Below are 19,210 nucleotides of genomic sequence, written 5' to 3'. Positions count from 1 at the left end.
CCCAGCCCATCTCAGGAGGTCTGTGTTTGCATGTACTACGGTGAACGCTTCAATGCCTGGACCCACCTGGTCGGTGCCGTCCTGGCCTGTATCGGGGCAAGCTGGCTGATCGTCGTCGCGGGCTTGCAAGGCGATCCCTGGAAGATCGTCAGCTTCTCCATCTACGGCAGCACCTTGCTGCTGCTCTACAGCATCTCCACGCTCTACCACAGCACTCGCGGGCGGGCGAAGGTGATCATGCGCAAGCTCGATCACCTGTCGATCTACCTGCTCATCGCCGGCAGCTATACCCCTTTTTGCCTGGTCAGCCTGCGCGGCCCCTGGGGTTGGAGCCTGTTCGGCGTGGTCTGGGGATTGGCGGTGATCGGCATGTTGCAGGAGATCAAACCGCGTTCGGAAGCGCGGATCCTGTCGATCATCATCTACGCGGTGATGGGCTGGGTGGTGCTGGTGGCGGTCAAGCCGCTGTTGCACACCCTGGGTGCCGCCGGCTTCGCCTGGTTGGCAGCCGGCGGCTTGTTCTACACCATCGGCATCATCTTCTTCGCCCTCGACAGCCGCCTGCGCCACGCCCATGGCATCTGGCACCTGTTCGTGATCACCGGCAGCCTGCTGCACTTCGTCGCTGTTTCGGTCTACGTGCGCTAGTGCTGGAGGGCTAGAAATCGCCCCACAGTTGCTGCGCCACCGAAAGGGCCACCACCGGCGCGGTTTCGGTGCGCAGCACGCGCGGGCCCAGGCGTGCGGCATGGAAACCCGCAGCCTTGGCCTGATCGACTTCCGCTTCGCTCAGACCACCTTCCGGGCCGATCAAGAACGCCAGCTTGGCCGGCTTGGCATGGCTGGTCAGCGGTTTTGCCACCGGGTGCAGCACCAGTTTGAGCTCGGCCTCGCTGCCCTTGAGCCATTCGGCCAGGGTCAGCGGTGGGTGGATCACTGGCAAGGTCGAGCGTCCGCACTGCTCGCAGGCGCTGATCGCCACTTGGCGCCAATGGGCCAGACGCTTGTAGGCGCGCTCGTCCTTCAGACGCACTTCGCAGCGTTCGCTGACGATCGGGGTGATTTCGTTGGCGCCCAGTTCGGTGGCCTTCTGGATCGCCCAGTCCATGCGTTCGCCGCGGGACAGGCCCTGGCCGAGATGAATCTGCAAGGGCGAGTCGGGCTGGCCGGCAAGCGCCTGGTCAAGGCTGACCCGGACGTTTTTCTTGCCCACCTCGAGCAACTGGCCAAGGTACTCCTGGCCGCTGCCGTCGAACAGTTGCACGGCATCGCCGGGGCCCATGCGCAACACGCGGCCGATGTAATGGGCCTGGGCTTCGGGCAGGTCGTGCTGGCCAAGGCTCAGGGGGGCGTCGATGAAGAAGCGGGACAGTCTCATGGTTCAGCTCGAAATATGGAAGGACGCATGCCCCCTGTGGGAGCGGGTGGGACCGTGGGGAAGCGGGTTCAACCCGGATCGCGAAAGTCGGGATGGAAGTCTGCTGGCACTGCCACGCTCACGCTGCTGCGGGTGGCGATGTCGATGCCTTCGCTGGCCACCTCGGCCAGGAAGTCGATCTGCTCGGGGGTGATCACATAGGGCGGCAGGAAGTACACCACGCTGCCCAGCGGTCGCAGCAAAGCGCCTCGGGTCAGGGCATGCTCGAAGACCTTCAGGCCGCGCCGCTCCTGCCACGGATAGGCGGTCTTGCTGGCTTTGTCCTGGACCATTTCGATGGCCAGGGCCATGCCGGTCTGGCGGATCTCGGCGACATGGGCATGTTCGGCCAGGTGCGCGGTGGCGCTGGCCATGCGCGTGGCGAGTGCTTTGTTGGCCTCGATCACGTTGTCCTGCTCGAAAATGTCCAGAGTCGCCAGGGCGGCCGCGCAGGCCAGCGGGTTGCCGGTGTAACTGTGCGAGTGGAGGAAGGCCCGCAGGGTCGGGTAGTCGTCGTAGAACGCCTGGTACACGGTGTCGGTGGTCAGGCAGGCGGCCAGGGGCAGGTAGCCGCCGGTGAGCGCCTTGGACAGGCACAGGAAGTCCGGGCGGATGCCGGCCTGTTCGCAGGCGAACATCGTGCCGGTGCGGCCGAAGCCCACGGCGATCTCGTCATGGATCAGGTGCACGCCGTAACGGTCACAGGCTTCGCGCAGCAGCTTGAGGTAGACCGGGTGGTACATGCGCATGCCGCCGGCACCCTGGATCAGCGGTTCGATGATCACGGCGGCGATGGTTTGGTGATGCTCCGCCAGGGTCTGCTCCATGGCCGCGAACATGTTGCGCGAATGCTCTTCCCAGCCCATGCCTTCAGGGCGCTGGTAGCAGTCGGGGCTCGGTACCTTGAGGGTGTCGAGCAGCAATGCCTTGTAGGTTTCGGTGAACAGCGGCACATCGCCCACCGACATGGCCGCGATGGTTTCGCCGTGATAGCTGTTGGTGAGGGTGACGAAGCGTTTCTTCGCCGGCTGGCCGATGTTCTGCCAGTAGTGGAAGCTCATCTTCAGGGCGACTTCGATGCATGATGAGCCATTGTCGGCGTAGAACACCCGGTCGAGCCCGGCCGGCGTCATGGCGACCAGGCGCTCGGACAGCTCGATCACCGGCTGGTGGCTGAAACCGGCCAGGATCACGTGTTCCAGCTGGTCGACCTGATCCTTGATGCGCTGGTTGATGCGCGGGTTGGCGTGGCCGAAGACGTTGACCCACCAGCTGCTCACGGCATCCAGGTAGCGCTTGCCCTCGAAATCCTCGAGCCATACGCCTTCGCCGCGCTTGATCGGGATCAGCGGCAGTTGCTCGTGGTCTTTCATCTGGGTGCAGGGGTGCCACAGGACCTTGAGGTCACGTTGCATCCACTGATCGTTGAGGCCCATGGGCACTTCTCCTGGCGACGCGGCTTGATTGACCGCGTAAGCCTAAGCAATGCCGGGAGGCAGGACAACCGCCATGGTTCGCTGGGCGTGTTCAGTGGCGGCAGGTAGGCGTCCACCGCAGTCTGCGGATGTGCACGGTGCCGGCCTGAGAGGTGGAGATGGTCAGGCGACGAAACGGCCCCAGGACCAGATGGCTGGAAGGGCGGCTGAACACGGGGCCGGGGAGGAATTCGGTGTAGCCACTGCCGGTGAGCGTGATCCAGTAGAAGTAGCTCAGCGGTGCCAGTTGCGGATCGCCCTCCAGGCCCTGCGCGTCGGCCAGATCCCTTAGCTCGCCCTCCCGGTCGCTGACCACGTACAACTCCAGGTGCAGTTGTTCGACCTCCTGATTGAAAGCGATTTCCACGTCGCAGTTCTCGCCAATCACCAGTTCGGTGCCATCCTCGCCGCGGAAGGCCTCGTGCAGGCCGGCGCCGGCGATGCTGTTGGCGCGGATGCTCAGGCCCGAGTCGGTATGCAACGCCTGACACGGCACGAGACTCTGCTGGCCGACGTGGTCGAAGTCTTCGAACTGCTCCTTGTAGCGCATGCTCCACCCCCCTTTGTTCGGTTGGCAGCCTGTGGGCCAGCATCGCCCGCATGGTCTGTCTGCGCTACTGACAAAAATGCCAGTTGCCAAAGGCACTTGTTGCCGCTGCGCTGGCGAGGTGCCGGTACCTGACGTATTCTTAACGCATCGTCTTTCGAGACCCAGATCTCCCTTTTTTCGCTACTTCAACTCGGAGTTCGCCGACATGGCTGCTGCTTGGGTGCGCCTGTGCGCGTTGGTATTGATCGGTGTGTCCAGCGGCGCCGCGCTGGCGAAGGACAAGACACCCTCGGCAATCGTCGTCGGCGGCGGCCTGGCGGGCTTGACCGCTGCCTATGAGCTGCAGAGCAAAGGCTGGCAGGTGACCTTGCTGGAGGCCAAGTCGGGCATGGGCGGGCGATCGGGCCTGGCCACCAGCGAGTGGATCGGCAACAGCAAGGCGCAGCCGGTGCTCAACCAGTACCTGGACCGTTTCAAGCTTGAAACACTGCCGGCACCCGAGTTCGTTCGGACCCCGGGTTATCTGATCGATGGCGAATACTTCAGCGCCACCGACCTTGCCACCAAACAACCGGCTACCGCCGAAGCGCTCAAGCGCTACGAGAAAACCCTCGATGACCTGGCGCGCTCCATCGAAGACCCGCTCAAGCCCCAGGCCAACAGCACGCTGTTCGCCCTTGATCAGATCAACGTTTCCACCTGGCTCGACAAGTTGCAGCTGCCCGCCACCGCCCGCCAGTTGATCAACCAGCAGATCCGTACCCGCTACGACGAGCCTTCACGTCTGTCCCTGCTTTACTTCGCTCAGCAGAACCGTGTCTATCGCGGCGTCAGCGATCGCGACTTGCGCGCCGCGCGCTTGCCGGGCGGCAGTCCGGTGCTGGCCCAGGCCTTCGTCAAGCAGCTCAAGACCATCAAGACCAACTCGCCGGTCACCTCCGTCGTTCAGGACAAGGACGGCGTGACGGTCAAGGTCGGCAGTGTCGGTTACCAGGCCGATTACCTGGTCATGGCCGTGCCACTGCGCGCCCTGGCCAAGATCCAGATGATCCCTGGGCTGGACAGCCAGCATCTGGCGGCACTCAAAGGGACCAACTACGGTTGGCGCGACCAGTTGATGCTCAAGTTCAAGAAGCCAGTCTGGGAAAGCCGTGCGCGCATGTCCGGCGAAATCTTCAGCAACGCAGGCTTGGGCATGTTGTGGATCGAACCGGCGCTCAAAGGCGGCGCCAATGTAGTGATCAACCTGTCCGGCGATAACGCTCGCCTGTTGCAGGCATTTGGTGACAAGCAGATGGTCGACCAGGTGCTCATCCGCCTGCATGCCTTCTATCCACAGGCCCGCGGCTCGTTCACCGGCTACGAGGTCAAGCGCTACAGCACCGATGCGGGTACCGGGGGTGCCTACCTGGCCTATGGGCCGGGGCAGATCAGCAAGTATTGGCGGCTGTGGGAGCGACCGGTGCAACGCGTGGCGTTCGCCGGTGAGCACACCGACGCGATGTACCCGGGAACCCTGGAGGGCGCCCTGCGCAGTGGCCAGCGCGCAGCCGGCCAGGTCCAGGACTTGCTTGCCGGCAAGTCGTTCGAGCCGGAGAAAGCCGCTCCGGTGGCCGCCACGCCAGCCGCCAACGCAGCCAAGGGCAAGGGTGGTTTCTTCTCCAACTTGTTCGGGAGTGATTCAGAGCCGGAAGGCAAGGCCGACAAGGCTGACAAGGCGCCTGCCAAGGCCGAGCCTGCCAAGCGCGAAGAAGCCCAGCGCGAGGAGTCCCGGCAGGAGAAGCCAGGGTTCTTCTCGCGGCTGTTCGGTACAGCCGACAAACCTGAGGCCAAGCCTGCGCCGGTCACCCCGGCCAAAGCCAGCTGATCGCTCCTCGCCCCGGCGCCTGCAAGCCTTGTCAGGTGCCGGTTCGGTGGGGATGAGGCGGTACTGGCAACCTCATTTCCCAGCGCTATCGTTAATGTTTCCTTAACGGGACACCTGCAGACTTGCTATCGGATTTCTTGATGATCCGAAGCAGTTTTTTCCGCTTTTATTCGATACGTTTCGCGTTAGTCTGTGCACAGCTTTCACGGGGAAACAGGTCAACATGCAACTGCGCAATTCACCTTCTCGCTACGGCGTGGTCAGTATCGTCCTGCACTGGGGCGTGGCTCTGGCGGTCTTCGGCCTGTTCGGCCTGGGCCTGTGGATGGTCGGACTCGACTACTACAGCCCCTGGCGCAAGGCCGGCCCGGATCTGCACAAGAGCATCGGCCTGGTGTTGTTGGCGGTAATGACGCTGCGGGTGGTCTGGCGCTTCATCACCCCGCCGCCGCCGGCACCGGCCAACCATGGGGCATTCACCCGTTTGGCGGCCAAGCTGGGGCACCTGGCGCTGTACCTGGGGCTGTTCGCGGTGATGATCGCCGGTTATCTGATCTCAACCGCCGATGGCGTTGGCATCCCGGTATTCGGATTGTTCGAGGTCCCTGCGCTGATCAGTGATCTGCCTGATCAGGCCGACCTGGCCGGTGAGATCCACTTGTACCTGGCCTGGGCGTTGGTGATCTTCGCCGTGCTCCACGCCCTGGCTGCCCTAAAGCACCACTTCATCGACCGTGACGCGACCCTGACCCGCATGCTGGGCCGCAAAGCTTGATTCTCAACTCAATTGCATAGGAAGGAAGTAAGGATGTTGAAAAAGACTTTTGCCGCTCTGGCGCTCGGTACCGCACTGCTCTCGGCTGGCCAGGCCATGGCTGCCGAGTACAAGATCGACAAGGAAGGCCAGCACGCTTTCGTCGACTGGAAGATCAGCCACCTGGGCTACAGCTTCATCCATGGCACCTTCAAGGACTTCGACGGCACCTTCAGCTGGGACAGCGCCAAGCCAGAAGCCAGCAAGATCAGCGTCGATCTGAAAACCGCCAGCCTGTGGTCGAACCATGCCGAGCGTGACAAGCACATCGCCAGCGCCGACTTCCTCGACGTGAAGAAGTACCCTGAGGCCAAGTTCGTCTCCACCGCTGTCAAATCGACCGGCGACAAGACCGCTGACGTGACTGGCGACCTGACCTTGCATGGCGTGACCAAGCCGGTCACCTTCAAGGCCACCTTCAACGGCGAAGGCAAGGATCCATGGGGCGGCGAGCGTGCAGGCTTCAACGCCACCACCACGCTGAACCTGAACGACTTCGGCATCAAGGGCCCAGGCCCGACCTCGCAGACCCTGGACCTGGATATCAGCCTCGAAGGCGTGAAGCAGAAGTAACATTGCCTCGGCAATGAAAAACGCCGCCCATTGGGCGGCGTTTTCGTTGGTCCTGGAACCGTTGGCATCGTTATCCGGCCTTTCGCGGGCAAACCACACAAGTACAGTGCCGACCTCAAGGCGTGCACGCACCTGCGGGAGCGGCCTTGCCCGCGAAGGGCTGCGAAGCAGCCCCGGTTACCTGTCAGCCCTTGCGGGTAAGCAGCGCAGGACGCTCGCCGCGTGGGCGGCTCGGCAGGTCGTCCAGTTGCTCAGGCGTCGGATAACGATCGAGCTTGGATTCCTTGCGGATAATCACGGGTTGATGCTGCTCGCGACCACTGCGTACCGCTGGCTCCTGGCGCGAGGCCTCGTCGCGACCCGCCGGACGGTTGCGACCGCCGCCACCATCGCGACGGGCACCGCCGCCGGTGTTGTTGCGAGGACGTTTGTCACCGCCGCCGCTGCGTGCCTGACCACCGCCGTTGCGGCCCTGGCCACCGCCGTTCTTGGCGCGTTGACCGCCGCCCTGCGATTGACCCTGGCCTTGACCTTGACCGCCTGGACGACGGTTGCGGCCTTGGTTCTTGGCATTCTGGTAGGGGCTGACGTAATCGGCGCGGTTACCGAAGTTATCGATCTCGTCATCCAGGAACTCCTCCGGATCTCGATCGGCTGGCACCTTGGGCAGCCCGGCCTGGGCGCTCTGCTGCTGGCGGGGCTTCTTGTCACGCGGTTTGCGTTGTTGCGCTGGTTTGTCGCCAGACTTTTCCTTCTCGGCGGGCTTGTCGGCAGCCTGCTGCTTGGCTTTGCCTTTGTCCTTGCCCTTGTCCTTGCGGCCACCGTTGGTTTCTTTGCCGCCGTCACCGCGTGCCTGCTGGTTGCGACCGCGGCCGTTGTTCTGCGGACGCTCACGGACTTCAGGCTTCTCGGCTTCGACCTGGCTGGCATCGAAGCCCATCAGGTCGCCGTCGGCGATTTTCTGCTTGGTGACGCGCTCGATGCTCTTGAGCAGCTTCTCTTCATCCGGCGCCACCAGCGAAATCGCCTCGCCCGAACGACCGGCACGGCCGGTGCGGCCGATACGGTGAACGTAATCCTCCTCGACGTTGGGCAGCTCGAAGTTGACCACATGGGGCAACTGATCGATGTCCAGGCCGCGGGCGGCGATGTCGGTCGCCACCAGTACACGCACGCTGTTGGCCTTGAAGTCGGCCAGTGCCTTGGTGCGGGCGTTCTGGCTCTTGTTACCGTGAATCGCGGCGGCGGTCAGGCCGTGCTTTTCCAGGTACTCGGCCAGGCGATTGGCGCCGTGCTTGGTTCGGGTGAACACCAGCACCTGTTCCCAGGCACCAAGGGTGATCAGGTGCGCCAGCAGTGCACGTTTGTGACTGGCTGGCAGACGGTAGACACGCTGTTCGATGCGCTCGACGGTGGTGTTCGGCGGCGTGACCTCGATGCGCTCCGGGTTATGCAGGAGCTTGTCGGCCAGGTCGGTGATGTCCTTGGAGAAGGTCGCCGAGAACAGCAGGTTCTGGCGCTTGGCCGGCAGGCGGGCAAGGACCTTCTTGACGTCGTGGATGAAGCCCATGTCGAGCATGCGGTCGGCTTCGTCGAGCACCAGGATTTCCACATGGGCCAGGTCGACCTTGCCTTGACCGGCCAGGTCGAGCAGACGGCCCGGGCAGGCGACCAACACGTCGACACCCTTGGCGATGGCCTGGATCTGCGGGTTCATGCCGACGCCGCCGAAGATGCAGGCGCTGACCAATGGCAGGTCACGGGCATAGACCTTGAAACTGTCGTGGACCTGGGCGGCCAGTTCGCGGGTCGGGGTCAGGACCAGTACGCGCGGTTGGCGCGGGCCGTGACGCTGGGATTTGTCAGGGTGGCCGTCCGGGAACAGGCGCTCGAGGATCGGCAGGGCGAAGCCGCCGGTTTTACCAGTACCTGTCTGTGCGGCAACCATCAGGTCGCGGCCTTGCAACACGGCGGGAATCGCCCGCTGTTGCACCGGAGTCGGCTGGGTGTAGCCCGCAGCCTCGATAGCGCGGACAAGAGCCTCGGAGAGACCGAGGGAAGCAAAGGACATGGGCAATCCTGTTCTCGTGTGGGCTGGGCCCGTAGGGATGTTCTGCCTGGCGCGACGGGCATCGGTGGGATGCGATCGCGTCCGGTCCAGCTGGGCTTTCACTGCGCATCCGGGAAGCGGAGGGCGGACGCAGGCTGCGTCGCTGCTGATCGGGATGCCTGTTGCTAGGCCGAGCGTCCGGGCGTGAGCCGGGCGGGAAGGCCCGAGTATAACAGAGCTATCGGGCTGTGCTGCGTTCCTGCTGCTCAACGGCGACAGGAAGTTCGCCAACAGCGTCACTGGCCGCGGCAGTATGGGCGACAATGGCCCTGGCGCGGGGCCAGGACCCTTGCCGGGGTCGCTTAGCGCGGCAGCTTCAGGTTGTTCCAGATTGCCAGGCTCGGCTCGGCCTGGTTCAGGGTGTAGAAGTGCAGTCCTGGAGCTCCGCCCTGCAGCAACTGTTCGCACATGCGGGTGATGACTTCCTCGCCGAAGGCCTGGATGCTGGCGGTGTCGTCGCCGTAGGCTTCCAGTTGCTTGCGGATCCAGCGTGGGATCTCGGCGCCGCAGGCGTCGGAGAAGCGTGCCAGCTTGCTGTAGTTGGTGATCGGCATGATGCCGGGCACCACCGGAATGTCCACGCCCAGCTTCTGTGCCCGCTCGACGAAATAGAAGTAGCTGTCGGCGTTGAAGAAATACTGGGTGATGGCGCTATCGGCACCGGCCTTGACCTTGTGCGCGAAGTTGGCGAGGTCGCTTTCGAAATTGCGCGCCTGTGGGTGCATCTCGGGGTAGGCGGCGACTTCAAGGTGGAAGTGATCGGCCGTTTCCTGGCGGATGAATTCGACCAGGTCGCTGGCATAACGCAGTTCGCCGCTGGCCATGCCCATGCCCGAAGGCAGGTCGCCACGCAGGGCGACGATGCGCTTGATGCCAGCGGCCTTGTACTCGGCCAGCAGCGCGCGCAGATCGTCCTTGCTGTCGCCGACGCACGACAGGTGCGGGGCGGCAGGGACTTTCACCTCATTTTCCAGCTGCAGCACGGTGTTCAGCGTGCGGTCGCGGGTAGAGCCCCCGGCACCGTAGGTGCAGGAGAAGAAGTCGGGGTTGTAGGTGGCCAGTTGGCGGGCGACACCCATCAGTTTTTCGTGACCGGCATCGGTCTTGGTCGGGAAAAACTCGAAACTGTAGCGGCGTTCCTGGGACATCAGGTGTTCCTCTAGCAGCAAGCTTCAAGCGGCAAGCTGCAAGTAAAAGCCAGGTCGGTGAAGGCCGACCTGGCTTGGCATGATTCAAGATTTCGGAGTTCGGGCATCAAGTGGCAATGGCATGAGCTGCCTTGGCTTGCCGCTTGAAGCTTCGAGCTTGCCGCTTAGTAGCGGTAAGCGTCCGGCTTGAACGGGCCTTCGACGGTGACGCCGATGTACTCGGCCTGCTGCGGGGTCAGCTGGGTGACCACGCCGCCGAAGCCGCGGACCATTTCCAGGGCCACTTCCTCGTCGAGTTTCTTCGGCAGCACTTCCACGGTCAGGCGCTCGGCTTTCTTGGCGGCTGGCAGTTCGGCGAACTTCTGCTCGAACAGGAAGATCTGGGCCAGTACCTGGTTGGCGAACGAGCCGTCCATGATGCGGCTTGGGTGACCGGTGGCGTTGCCCAGGTTCACCAGGCGGCCTTCGGCCAGCAGGATCAGGTAGTCGTCGTTCTGCGGATCGAAGGTGCCAGCACCGGTACGGTGGATCTTGTGCACCTGCGGCTTGACCTCTTCCCAGGCCCAGTTCTTGCGCATGAAGGCGGTGTCGATCTCGTTGTCGAAGTGGCCGATGTTGCAGACCACGGCACGCTTTTTCAGGGCCTTGAGCATGTTGGCATCGCAGACGTTGACGTTACCGGTGGTGGTGACGATCAGGTCGATGCGGCCCAGCAGGTCGGCGTTGATGCCGGCTTCGGTACCGGTGTTGATGCCGTCCTTGAACGGCGAGACGACTTCGAAGCCGTCCATGCAGGCCTGCATGGCGCAGATCGGGTCGACTTCGGTGACCTTGACGATCATGCCTTCCTGACGCAGCGACTGGGCCGAGCCCTTGCCCACGTCACCGTAGCCGATCACCAGGGCCTGCTTGCCGGACAGCAGGTGGTCGGTGCCACGCTTGATGGCGTCGTTGAGGCTGTGACGGCAACCGTACTTGTTGTCGTTCTTGCTCTTGGTGACCGAATCGTTGACGTTGATCGCCGGGACTTTCAGCTCGCCTTTGGCCAGCATGTCCAGCAGACGGTGCACGCCGGTGGTGGTTTCTTCGGTCACGCCGTGGATCTTTTCCAGCATGGCCGGGTATTTCTTGTGCAGGATCTCGGTCAGGTCACCGCCGTCGTCCAGTACCATGTTGGCATCCCATGGCTGGCCATCCTTGAGGATGGTCTGCTCGATGCACCACTCGTATTCCTGCTCGGTTTCACCTTTCCAGGCGAACACCGGGATGCCTGCGGCGGCGATGGCGGCAGCGGCCTGGTCCTGGGTCGAGAAGATGTTGCAGGACGACCAGCGGACCTCGGCACCCAGGGCGACCAGGGTTTCGATCAGTACGGCGGTCTGGATAGTCATGTGGATGCAGCCCAGGATCTTTGCGCCCTTGAGCGGTTGCTCGGCTTGATACTTGCGGCGCAGGCCCATCAGCGCGGGCATTTCCGATTCGGCGATGATGACTTCCTTGCGGCCCCAGTCGGCCAGGGAAATGTCGGCGACCTTGAAGTCGGAAAAACCTGCAGGCGTGTTTACAGCGCTCATGAGAGCCTCCATTCGTAGTGTGCGAATGGGCGCCGTTGTGCGTTAAGCGTCCGCGGGAGCGGACAACGCCCCATCCGAGCCTGACAGGCCGAGCCTGCTGCAGCGCCCCTCGGGTGGGTGGCGGGCATGGCCGCGCCCAGCCGAGGGGCGTCGCCATGTGAAACGGCAGGGATTATAGCCGCGCCGTCGGCCAAGCCCAAGGTTTTCCGTCGATTAATCGAGACGATAGTCGATCTTCAATGGAGTGCTGGCGACGGCTCTGCCATCATGGTTGCATGTCAGGCAAGCAGGTCAGGAGAACAGATGAACTTTCATACCCGCAAATGGGTTAAACCCGAAGACCTCAACCCCAACGGCACCCTGTTCGGCGGCAGCCTGTTGCGTTGGATCGACGAGGAAGCGGCGATCTACGCCATCGTCCAGCTAGGCAATCAGCGCGTGGTCACCAAGTACATCTCGGAGATCAACTTCGTCAGCGCCTCGCGCCAGGGCGACATCATCGAGTTGGGCATCACCGCCACCGAGTTCGGTCGCACCTCCATCAGCCTCAAGTGCGAAGTGCGCAACAAGATCACTCGCAGGCCCATTCTCACGGTCGACAAGATGGTCTTCGTCAATCTCGGCGAGGACGGCCTGCCGGCGCCACACGGGCGCACCGAGATCAAGTACATTCAGGACCAGTTCCCGGACTCCGCCGTGGAGTGACGTCCGCCCATGGCGCTTCGCGGGCAAGCCCGCGAAGAGACCAGAACCTATCTCAGGGCTGGGCGCTGACGTTGCGTACCACGCGGCCGATGCTCAGGCCCTGCACCAGGATCGACGACAGCACCACGATGTAGGTGATCGACAACAGCAGGTCGCGTTCCTCGCCCTGGGGTAGCGACAGCGCCAGGGCCACCGACACTCCGCCGCGCAGGCCTCCCCAGGTCAGCACCCGGATCGTGCCCTTGGGCACCGAACGCCAGCGGCGCAGCAGAACGATCGCCGGTGCCACGGTGAGCAGGCGCGACAGCAGCACCGCCACCGCCAGCACACCGCCTGCCGCCAGGTGCAACCAGTTGAACGGCAGCAGCAACAGTTCCAGGCCGATCAAGGCGAACAGCAAGGCGTTGAGCATGTCGTCGATCAATTCCCAGAAGCCATCCATGTAGCGCCGGGTCATGTCGTTCATCGCCAGGTTGCGCCCCAGGTTGCCGATGATGAGGCCGGCCACCACCATGGCGATCGGTGCCGATACGTGCAGCTCGTAGCACATCGCCGAGCCGCCGATGACCAGGGCCAGGGTCAGCATGACTTCGACCTGGTATTGCTCGACGCTCTTGATCATGCGGTAGGTGGCATAGCCGATCAGGCCACCGAACGCGACGCCGCCGATGGCTTCGTGGGCGAACAGCAGTGCCGTTTCGCCGATAGTGGGGGTTTCGCCGAGTTGGACGATGCCCAGCAGTACGGTGAACACCACCACCGCTGTGCCATCGTTGAACAGCGACTCGCCGACGATCGTGGTCTTCAGCGGTTTCGACGCGTTCGCCGTGCGCAACGCGCCCAGTACGGCGATCGGGTCGGTTGGCGAGATCAGGGCGCCGAACAGCAAGCAGTAGATCAGCGGTACCTGCCAGCCGAACAGGGCGAACACCCAGTGCGCGAGAAAACCGATCACCACGGTGGCGATCAGCACCCCGAGCGTCGCCAGCAAGCCAATCGGCCAACGGTAGCTGCGCAGGTCGGAGAGGTTGACGTGCAGGGCGCCGGCGAACAGCAGGAAGGCCAGCATCCAGTGCATCAGCAGGTCATTGAAGTCGATCTGGTTCATCAACCCTTCGACCCGCGCCTCCAGACCTGGGAAACCGACCAGGCTCAAGCCCTGGAGAATCAGAGAGAACAGCAGCGCCGTGACCATCACGCCGATGGCAGGCGGTAGGCCGATGAAGCGGTAGTTGACGTAGGTGAGAAGGGTGGTGAGGCAGATAAACGCAGCAACGAGTTCGAGCATCCCAAGTCCTGTAACAGTGGCTTCCAAGTCGTAGCCCGAATCGCTCGGGCAGTTCTTTGATGATCTGGCGAAGGGACCGGGACACACGATTTGACCGGATTTGTTGGAAACGTTCTGTTTGGCGCTCGATCTCAAACGCGGCGAGGGCCTCTCGCCGTACTCGCGGAAGCACCACCCCCCCGAACGCTATATATTCACCTCTCCAAACGTCACAAGGACCCGCAGACGTGCTGGCAACTTCCCTGGTCTTGGTCGCCGCCCTGTTGCACGCGACCTGGAATACCTTGATCAAATTCAGCGGCGAGCGCTTGCTGGTGATTGCCAGCATGGATTCGGTGGCGCTGGTCTTCGCCGTCATCGCCGTGGCCTTCGTCGATCTGCCGCCGGCGGAGATCTGGCCGTGGCTCCTGGCCTCGGCGTTTGCCGAACAGCTCTACCGTTTTCTGCTGATCCAGGCGTATCGGGTGGGGGACCTTGGTCTGGTCTATCCTCTGATGCGCGGGCTGTCGCCGCTGGTGGTGCTGGGCTTGACCCTGACCTTTGCCGGCGAATCACTCAGCGGTCAGCAGATCATTGGCATCCTGCTCATCCCGTGTGGCATGGCTTGCCTGTTGTGGCAGGGCGGGGGTGGAGATCGGTTGCCGTGGTCGATGCTGCCGGTGGTGGCCCTGATTGGCCTGTGCATCGGTTGCTATACCTGGTTCGACGGCCAGGCCGTTCGTTTGTGGGGCAAGCCTTGGGATTACCTGGTGTGGCTAACCCTGCTCAGTGCCTGGCCGTTTCCAGTGTTGGCCTGCGTCGCACGGCGCGCGCCGTTCGTGCTGTTCTGGCGTACCCAATGGCGCCTGGGCGTGGCGGTCGGTGTATGCGTATTGTTCAGCTATGCCCTGGTCCTTTGGGCCATGCACCTTGGCTCGGTGGCGGAAGCTGCGGCGCTGCGCGAGCTGAGTGTGATCCTGGTGGTACTGCTGGGCATGCGTTATCTCAAAGAACCTTTCGGCGGCCCCAGACTCCTAGCTTGCGGGCTGGTCCTGGCAGGCATGCTGGTGATGAAGCTCTAACCCATTATCCAACAAGGAGTCCTGAGCATGACCGTCGCCCTGTGGTGCATTCTGATCGCGCTGCTGTTGAACCCCCTGTGTGCCTTGATCGCCAAGGTGAGCAGCGGCCGCTTCGGCCTCAAGGACAACCACGACCCGCGAGCCTTCCTCGACACCTTGTCAGGGCTGCCTCGGCGTGCCCATGCCGCCCAGCAGAACGGTTACGAGGCGTTTCCGGCGTTTGCCGCTGCGGTGCTGGTCGCCGATATCGTCGGCAATGCCGAGCAGGTGACCCAGGATGTGCTCGGCGTGCTGTATATCACCAGCCGCTTGCTGTACATCATCTGTTACCTGGCGGACTGGGCGGCGTTGCGCTCGCTGACCTGGTTTGCCGGGTTGGCGTTGATCGTATCGTTCTTCGTGGTTTCCATCTGAATCGCGGCGCTCTGTTCGCGGGCTTGTCGGAGCGCCGAACCGCCGCGAACAGAGCGACACGACTCAAAGTACTTTAGGTACTTCCGGCAGCGGCTTGCCTTTTGGCCACAGCATCCAGATCTGGCCTTGCTGCTTCATGTTACCGGCCAGTTCACCGGCCTCTGGTCCGGTTCCCCAGAACAGGTCCGCACGCACCTCGCCGCTGATCGCGCCGCCGGTGTCCTGGGCGCCTACCGGGCGAACCACGGGCGAGCCGTCGGGGCGTGTCGTCGATAGCCACAGCAGGCTGCCCAATGGGATCACCTTGCGGTCGATGGCCACGCTGTAGCCAGCGGTCAGTGGCACGTTGAGCGAGCCACGAGGCCCTTCGTTGCTGTCCGGGCGAGTGCTGAAGAACACGTAGCTGGGGTTGCTGGCCAGCAGCTCGGGGACGCGCTGCGGGTTGGCCTCGGCCCAGGCATGGATGCTGCCCATGCTGACGTCTTCTTTTTTCAGCAGACCTTGTTCCACCAGCCAGCGCCCGATGGGCCGATAGGGGTGTCCGTTCTGGTCGGCATAGCCCACGCGCAGTTGCCGGCCATCTTCCAGTTGGATCCGCCCCGATCCCTGGATCTGCAGAAACTGCAGGTCCATCGGGTCGGTCAGCCAGGCCAGCACCGGGGCCTTGGCACCTTCGCGGTTGATCACCTCGGCGGTGTCGTATGGCTTGAGTACGCGGCCTTCCAGTCGCCCACGCAGGCGTTTGCCCTTGAGCTCCGGATAGACGCTGGCCAGGTCCACCACGATCATGTCGTCCGGCACGCCATAGACCGCCACATGCGCGGTTTCGCTGCGGGTCAGGCTGCCCGGGTAGACCGGCTCGTAGTAACCGGTGATCAGACCGTTGGCATCGTTCTGTGCCGAACGCAGGCCGTACACTTCCAGGCGCTCCTGCAGGAAGCTGCGCACCTGCTGGGCGTCCACTGGCAGGTCGGCAGCGGCGGTGCAGGTCTCGGCCCACACTGCGTCGCGTTTGAGTTTCTCGCAGCCATTGCGCCAGGCTTGGAAACCGGCGACCAGGTCGCTGTCGCTGACGCTCGGTAAGTCTTGCCAGGTGGCGTGGCTATAGGTGGCGACGGCGTGAGGCTCGGGTTTGGCTTTGTCGCTGCCATTGCAGCCCGCCAGCAGGGCCAGGGCCGGGAGTGTCCAGGCAAGGTGACGCAAGGCTGATTTCATAAGTCTGTGTTCCTGTGCGTGGCGAAGATGAAGATTCGCCCCTGTTATTCGTATGGCTATTGGCCTTTGGCTGCTTGCCAGCGATACTGGCCGCCCTTTGCCCAGGCCTGGATGACCGTGATGTTCAAGCGATTGACCGTGATACTGCTCGCCGCGCTGAGCCTGGCTGCCTGTGGCGGTGTCGACCCGAACTCGCCCCTGGGCAAGCGCAAGGCGATCTTCAAGGCCATGCTCCATACCAGCGAGGACATGGGCGGCATGTTACGCGGTCGCCTGCCATTCGATGGGGTGAAGTTCGCCGAAGGCGCGCTGAAGCTCGATGGTCTGGCCCATGAGCCCTGGCAGCATTTTCCGCAGGTGAAGGATACCGGTGAAAGCAGTGCTCGTGCCGAGGTGTGGGAAAAGCAGGCACGGTTTCAGGAACTCGCCCGGCAACTGGAAAGCGTAACCGGCGAGTTGGTCGAGGTGACGCGTGAGCAGCCGCTGCTGGCGTCCGAGATGAAAGCGCCGATGGACAAGGTCGAGGCGGCTTGCAAGGCCTGTCATCGTGAGTTTCGTAATCATTGAGCAGTTGCACGATCGCCGGCAGCCTGCCCCCAGAACTGCGTAGACTTCGAGCACGCCGCAGTCGTTGGGGGCCAGCTTGCCGGCGATGAGAGCCTGATGGCTGGAGCCTGCTTCAGCGGTCCAGATCGTCGACCGCTTCCTGCAGCTCTTTACGGGCCTCGGCAAGCTTGTCCTTGCGCTTGTTGATCTTCTCGGCGTCGCCTTTCTTTTCAGCCTTCTTCAGATCGTATTCACGCTCGGCCACCTCGTGGCGCGCTTCTAGAACCTTCTGCTCGCGTTCTTTGCGCAGGCTGCTGTCGGTGCAGTGCTTGACGCCGTCCAGAGCCTTTTCGAGGCCGTCGACCTGGGCGTCGTTGTCAGCGGCGCGGGCCTCTTTCAGCTGGTTCTCGATAGCGCTGCGCTTGGCGGCGCAACCGGTCAGGCCGGGGTCGGGCTGGGCGGCTTGAGCCAGGCCAGCGGCGAGCCCGAGGGCAGTCAGCAGGACGAAAGTGGAAATACGTTTCATAGGGCCTCCTTGACGGGGCGGTGCAAAAAAGTGGGGAAATCCTGCCTGGGTTTTGCTGATTTAGGAACCCTTGGTGGGCAATTGCAATGCAGATTCAGAATTTTCCTAGCTCTCTTGTAGGAACTGATGGCTTGGTCAAGAGCTGCTTCTGTTGGAATCCGTCGACACCCTGTTCACCTAGCGCAAGCGCGATGGCTTGCACCGACGGTTCGGCGAAAAATGCCGCCAGCCGGGCCGCACGGGACTGACCGATGCCTGGCAAGGTTTGCCAGTCCTGTACGCTGCGTTGGGCGAGCTGCTGCCAATCGCCCTGCAGCACACTGTTTCGCGGCAGGGGGACACCGAGGCCGCGCAGCCACTGCTCGAATGGACGCGCGCGGGCGAGCTCGGCCAGTGCCTGCAGCTTGGCTGCGCGGGCGCTGTCGAAACCCGCCAGCGTTGCCAGGTGCAGGCTGTCGAGCGTCAGCCAGTCGGTCATGTCCGTCACTTGCCCTGCTTGTACCAGGTGCCGCCAGGTGCCCTGGCCCAAGCCGGGCAATGCCAGCCCCTGCTTACCACTGAGCCAGGTCAAACGGGCTATGAACTGGGCTTCGCAGCGCTCGCTGGTTTGCCAGCAGGTAAGAGCGCCATGCTGCATGGGGTCGGGCGATGCGACTGGCTGGCGCTCGCTGGCGCGGTGCACCACCTGCTCGAAACGGGGGATGGTCAATCCGGCCAAGCTGACGGCGACCTGATCGCCGGGGCGGATGTCGAGCGCCTGCCAGCGGGCCAGCGAACCCAAGCTGACCTGGCTGATGCGGCGGTCATCCAGCATCACGGGCTTGAGCTTCAAAACAGGGGTGATCTGCCCGGTGCGACCGATGCGAAAGTCGACGTCACCGACTTCGGCCAGGGCCTGGGCGAATGGGTACTTCCAGGCTGCGATCCAGGATGGGGCGCGGGCCTGCCAGCGCTGTGCGGGAGGCCGGCTGTCCTGGCGCAGAATCACCCCGTCGGTGGCGAAAGGCAGCGCTGACCGGTACCAGTGCTGGCGCCACTCAGCGGCCTCTTGTGGGGTGCTGATGGCCCTGCTGTAACGCAGGCTGTCGGCAAACCCCAGGGTGGCCAGTTGTGCCAGGCGCTCGGCCTGGTTGTCCGGCCCGTGTGGCCAATCCCAGACGAACAGGCCGATGCGCGTACCTTGCTCGTGCCCCAAGCGCTTGCGGGCCAGTAACCCTGCCACGCTGCCGCGGGCGTTGGCACTGCCGGCCTGGGCCTGGACATGCGCCTGCAGGCGCAGATAGAGCTCGCCTTGCAGCACGAGGTCCAACGCCTGCGGCAATTGCCGGGGCAGGGTGCCGAGGTCGCCGATATGGCGGCTCCAGTCATGGCCGTGAACTCCATCGCCGCGGCTGAGCAGGCTTTCCAGCCTACCCTTGCGATAGATCAGGGTGACAGCGACGCCATCGACCTTGGGCTGAATCCAGACGCCTTTCTTGCCGGCCATCCAGCGCTCCACGGCCTGGCTGTCGGCCAGCTTGTCGACCCCGGTGTGTACGACCGGATGGCTGATCGGGCCGCCGGCGCTGGCCAGAGGCGGCCGTGCGCCAGCGAGGCTGAAGCAGCGTTGCAGTTGCCGCAGGCGGCTCTGGCTCTGGTCGTAGATGTCGTCGGGCACCTTGGATAGCCCCAGGCGATGGTATTGGTCGTCCCAGTAGCCCAGGGTCTCGCGCAGCCGTCCGGCCTCGGCTTCGGCCTGTTCGGGGGTGTGCTCGGGGCATTGTGTGGCATGGGCGCTGAGCAGCGGCAGCATCAGCAGAAGGCACAACAGAAGCGACAGTGGCATTGCCTGCGTCCTTGCATGGCGGGTGGAACCGTCAGACTAGGCGGTCGCCCGGGGACAAGGTCGGCAGCTTTGTCAGCCGATATGTCATGAAAAAAGCCCCTG

17 protein-coding genes, 1 pseudogene and 1 riboswitch are annotated in these 19,210 nt (G+C 63.4%); of the genes and pseudogenes, 8 read left to right on the top strand and 10 right to left on the bottom strand.

Going from position 1 to position 19,210, the window contains the following annotated elements; translation table 11 throughout:
* The first annotated feature begins 30 nt into the window (after positions 1-30).
* Positions 31-648, top strand: coding sequence for a PAQR family membrane homeostasis protein TrhA (gene trhA / locus E2H86_RS03655; RefSeq protein WP_133324814.1), 618 nt, complete (start codon positions 31-33; stop codon positions 646-648).
* A 10-nt stretch (positions 649-658) separates the two neighbouring features.
* Here the strand turns inward: trhA and E2H86_RS03650 are convergent, their stop codons facing one another.
* The 3 genes from E2H86_RS03650 to E2H86_RS03640 form a co-directional block, all read right to left on the bottom strand.
* The gene (locus E2H86_RS03650; RefSeq protein WP_133324812.1) at positions 659-1,378 is read right to left on the bottom strand and encodes a 16S rRNA (uracil(1498)-N(3))-methyltransferase; all 720 of its coding nucleotides are present in this window, start codon (positions 1,376-1,378) and stop codon (positions 659-661) included.
* 68 nt (positions 1,379-1,446) lie between these two features.
* Positions 1,447-2,853, bottom strand: a complete 1,407-nt coding sequence (locus E2H86_RS03645) for an adenosylmethionine--8-amino-7-oxononanoate transaminase (RefSeq protein WP_133324810.1) — start codon at positions 2,851-2,853, stop codon at positions 1,447-1,449.
* A gap of 91 nt (positions 2,854-2,944) precedes the next feature.
* Positions 2,945-3,442 (bottom strand): hypothetical protein, encoded by a 498-nt coding sequence (locus E2H86_RS03640; RefSeq protein WP_133324808.1) that lies wholly within the window; start codon positions 3,440-3,442, stop codon positions 2,945-2,947.
* A 205-nt stretch (positions 3,443-3,647) separates the two neighbouring features.
* Here E2H86_RS03640 and E2H86_RS03635 point away from each other — a divergent pair.
* The 3 genes and pseudogenes from E2H86_RS03635 to E2H86_RS03625 all read left to right on the top strand — a co-directional run.
* Positions 3,648-5,300: pseudogene (locus E2H86_RS03635) on the top strand (FAD-dependent oxidoreductase); the annotation flags it as partial.
* A 232-nt stretch (positions 5,301-5,532) separates the two neighbouring features.
* A complete protein-coding gene (locus tag E2H86_RS03630; protein ID WP_133324806.1) occupies positions 5,533-6,084 on the top strand; it encodes a cytochrome b in 552 nt (183 codons plus the stop codon).
* Positions 6,085-6,117: 33 nt separating this feature from the next.
* Complete coding sequence (locus E2H86_RS03625; RefSeq protein WP_133324804.1) at positions 6,118-6,696, top strand: YceI family protein; 579 nt, start codon at positions 6,118-6,120, stop codon at positions 6,694-6,696.
* Between the two features lie 184 nt (positions 6,697-6,880).
* Here the strand turns inward: E2H86_RS03625 and E2H86_RS03620 are convergent, their stop codons facing one another.
* From E2H86_RS03620 to ahcY, 3 genes are all read right to left on the bottom strand, one after another.
* Positions 6,881-8,767, bottom strand: coding sequence for a DEAD/DEAH box helicase (locus E2H86_RS03620; RefSeq protein ID WP_207955608.1), 1,887 nt, complete (start codon positions 8,765-8,767; stop codon positions 6,881-6,883).
* A gap of 341 nt (positions 8,768-9,108) precedes the next feature.
* The gene (gene metF / locus E2H86_RS03615) at positions 9,109-9,957 is read right to left on the bottom strand and encodes a methylenetetrahydrofolate reductase [NAD(P)H] (RefSeq protein WP_268868225.1); all 849 of its coding nucleotides are present in this window, start codon (positions 9,955-9,957) and stop codon (positions 9,109-9,111) included.
* A 161-nt stretch (positions 9,958-10,118) separates the two neighbouring features.
* Positions 10,119-11,528, bottom strand: a complete 1,410-nt coding sequence (gene ahcY / locus E2H86_RS03610; RefSeq protein ID WP_133324800.1) for an adenosylhomocysteinase — start codon at positions 11,526-11,528, stop codon at positions 10,119-10,121.
* A gap of 20 nt (positions 11,529-11,548) precedes the next feature.
* Positions 11,549-11,645, bottom strand: a riboswitch (S-adenosyl-L-homocysteine riboswitch).
* A 186-nt stretch (positions 11,646-11,831) separates the two neighbouring features.
* Here ahcY and E2H86_RS03605 point away from each other — a divergent pair.
* Positions 11,832-12,233 carry an acyl-CoA thioesterase gene (locus E2H86_RS03605; protein ID WP_133324798.1) on the top strand — a complete coding sequence of 134 codons (402 nt, stop codon included), beginning with the start codon at positions 11,832-11,834 and terminating at the stop codon, positions 12,231-12,233.
* A gap of 52 nt (positions 12,234-12,285) precedes the next feature.
* Here the strand turns inward: E2H86_RS03605 and E2H86_RS03600 are convergent, their stop codons facing one another.
* A complete protein-coding gene (locus E2H86_RS03600) occupies positions 12,286-13,521 on the bottom strand; it encodes a cation:proton antiporter (RefSeq protein WP_133324796.1) in 1,236 nt (411 codons plus the stop codon).
* A gap of 227 nt (positions 13,522-13,748) precedes the next feature.
* Here E2H86_RS03600 and E2H86_RS03595 point away from each other — a divergent pair, with 227 nt between their 5' ends.
* Together E2H86_RS03595 and E2H86_RS03590 are read left to right on the top strand one after the other, a co-directional pair.
* Positions 13,749-14,582, top strand: coding sequence for an EamA family transporter (locus tag E2H86_RS03595; protein WP_133324794.1), 834 nt, complete (start codon positions 13,749-13,751; stop codon positions 14,580-14,582).
* Positions 14,583-14,609: 27 nt separating this feature from the next.
* Complete coding sequence (locus E2H86_RS03590; protein WP_133324792.1) at positions 14,610-14,996, top strand: MAPEG family protein; 387 nt, start codon at positions 14,610-14,612, stop codon at positions 14,994-14,996.
* Positions 14,997-15,059: 63 nt separating this feature from the next.
* Here E2H86_RS03590 and mltA read toward each other — a convergent pair whose 3' ends face one another.
* A complete protein-coding gene (gene mltA, locus E2H86_RS03585) occupies positions 15,060-16,211 on the bottom strand; it encodes a murein transglycosylase A (RefSeq protein ID WP_133324790.1) in 1,152 nt (383 codons plus the stop codon).
* A 120-nt stretch (positions 16,212-16,331) separates the two neighbouring features.
* Here mltA and E2H86_RS03580 point away from each other — a divergent pair, with 120 nt between their 5' ends.
* Positions 16,332-16,778 (top strand): c-type cytochrome, encoded by a 447-nt coding sequence (locus tag E2H86_RS03580; protein ID WP_133324788.1) that lies wholly within the window; start codon positions 16,332-16,334, stop codon positions 16,776-16,778.
* 112 nt (positions 16,779-16,890) lie between these two features.
* Here the strand turns inward: E2H86_RS03580 and E2H86_RS03575 are convergent, their stop codons facing one another.
* Together E2H86_RS03575 and ligB are read right to left on the bottom strand one after the other, a co-directional pair.
* A complete protein-coding gene (locus E2H86_RS03575) occupies positions 16,891-17,283 on the bottom strand; it encodes a DUF1090 domain-containing protein (protein WP_133324786.1) in 393 nt (130 codons plus the stop codon).
* A gap of 94 nt (positions 17,284-17,377) precedes the next feature.
* Entirely contained in the window at positions 17,378-19,108 is a 1,731-nt protein-coding gene (gene ligB / locus E2H86_RS03570; RefSeq protein WP_133324784.1) for an NAD-dependent DNA ligase LigB, read from the bottom strand.
* Positions 19,109-19,210: the final 102 nt, after the last annotated feature.

The sequence above is a fragment of the Pseudomonas putida genome (assembly GCF_004357765.1).
Classification (GTDB): Bacteria; Pseudomonadota; Gammaproteobacteria; order Pseudomonadales; family Pseudomonadaceae; genus Aquipseudomonas; species Aquipseudomonas putida_U.
Note: the sequence above shows the minus strand (reverse complement) of the source record. Positions and strands in the feature narration are given on the sequence as shown.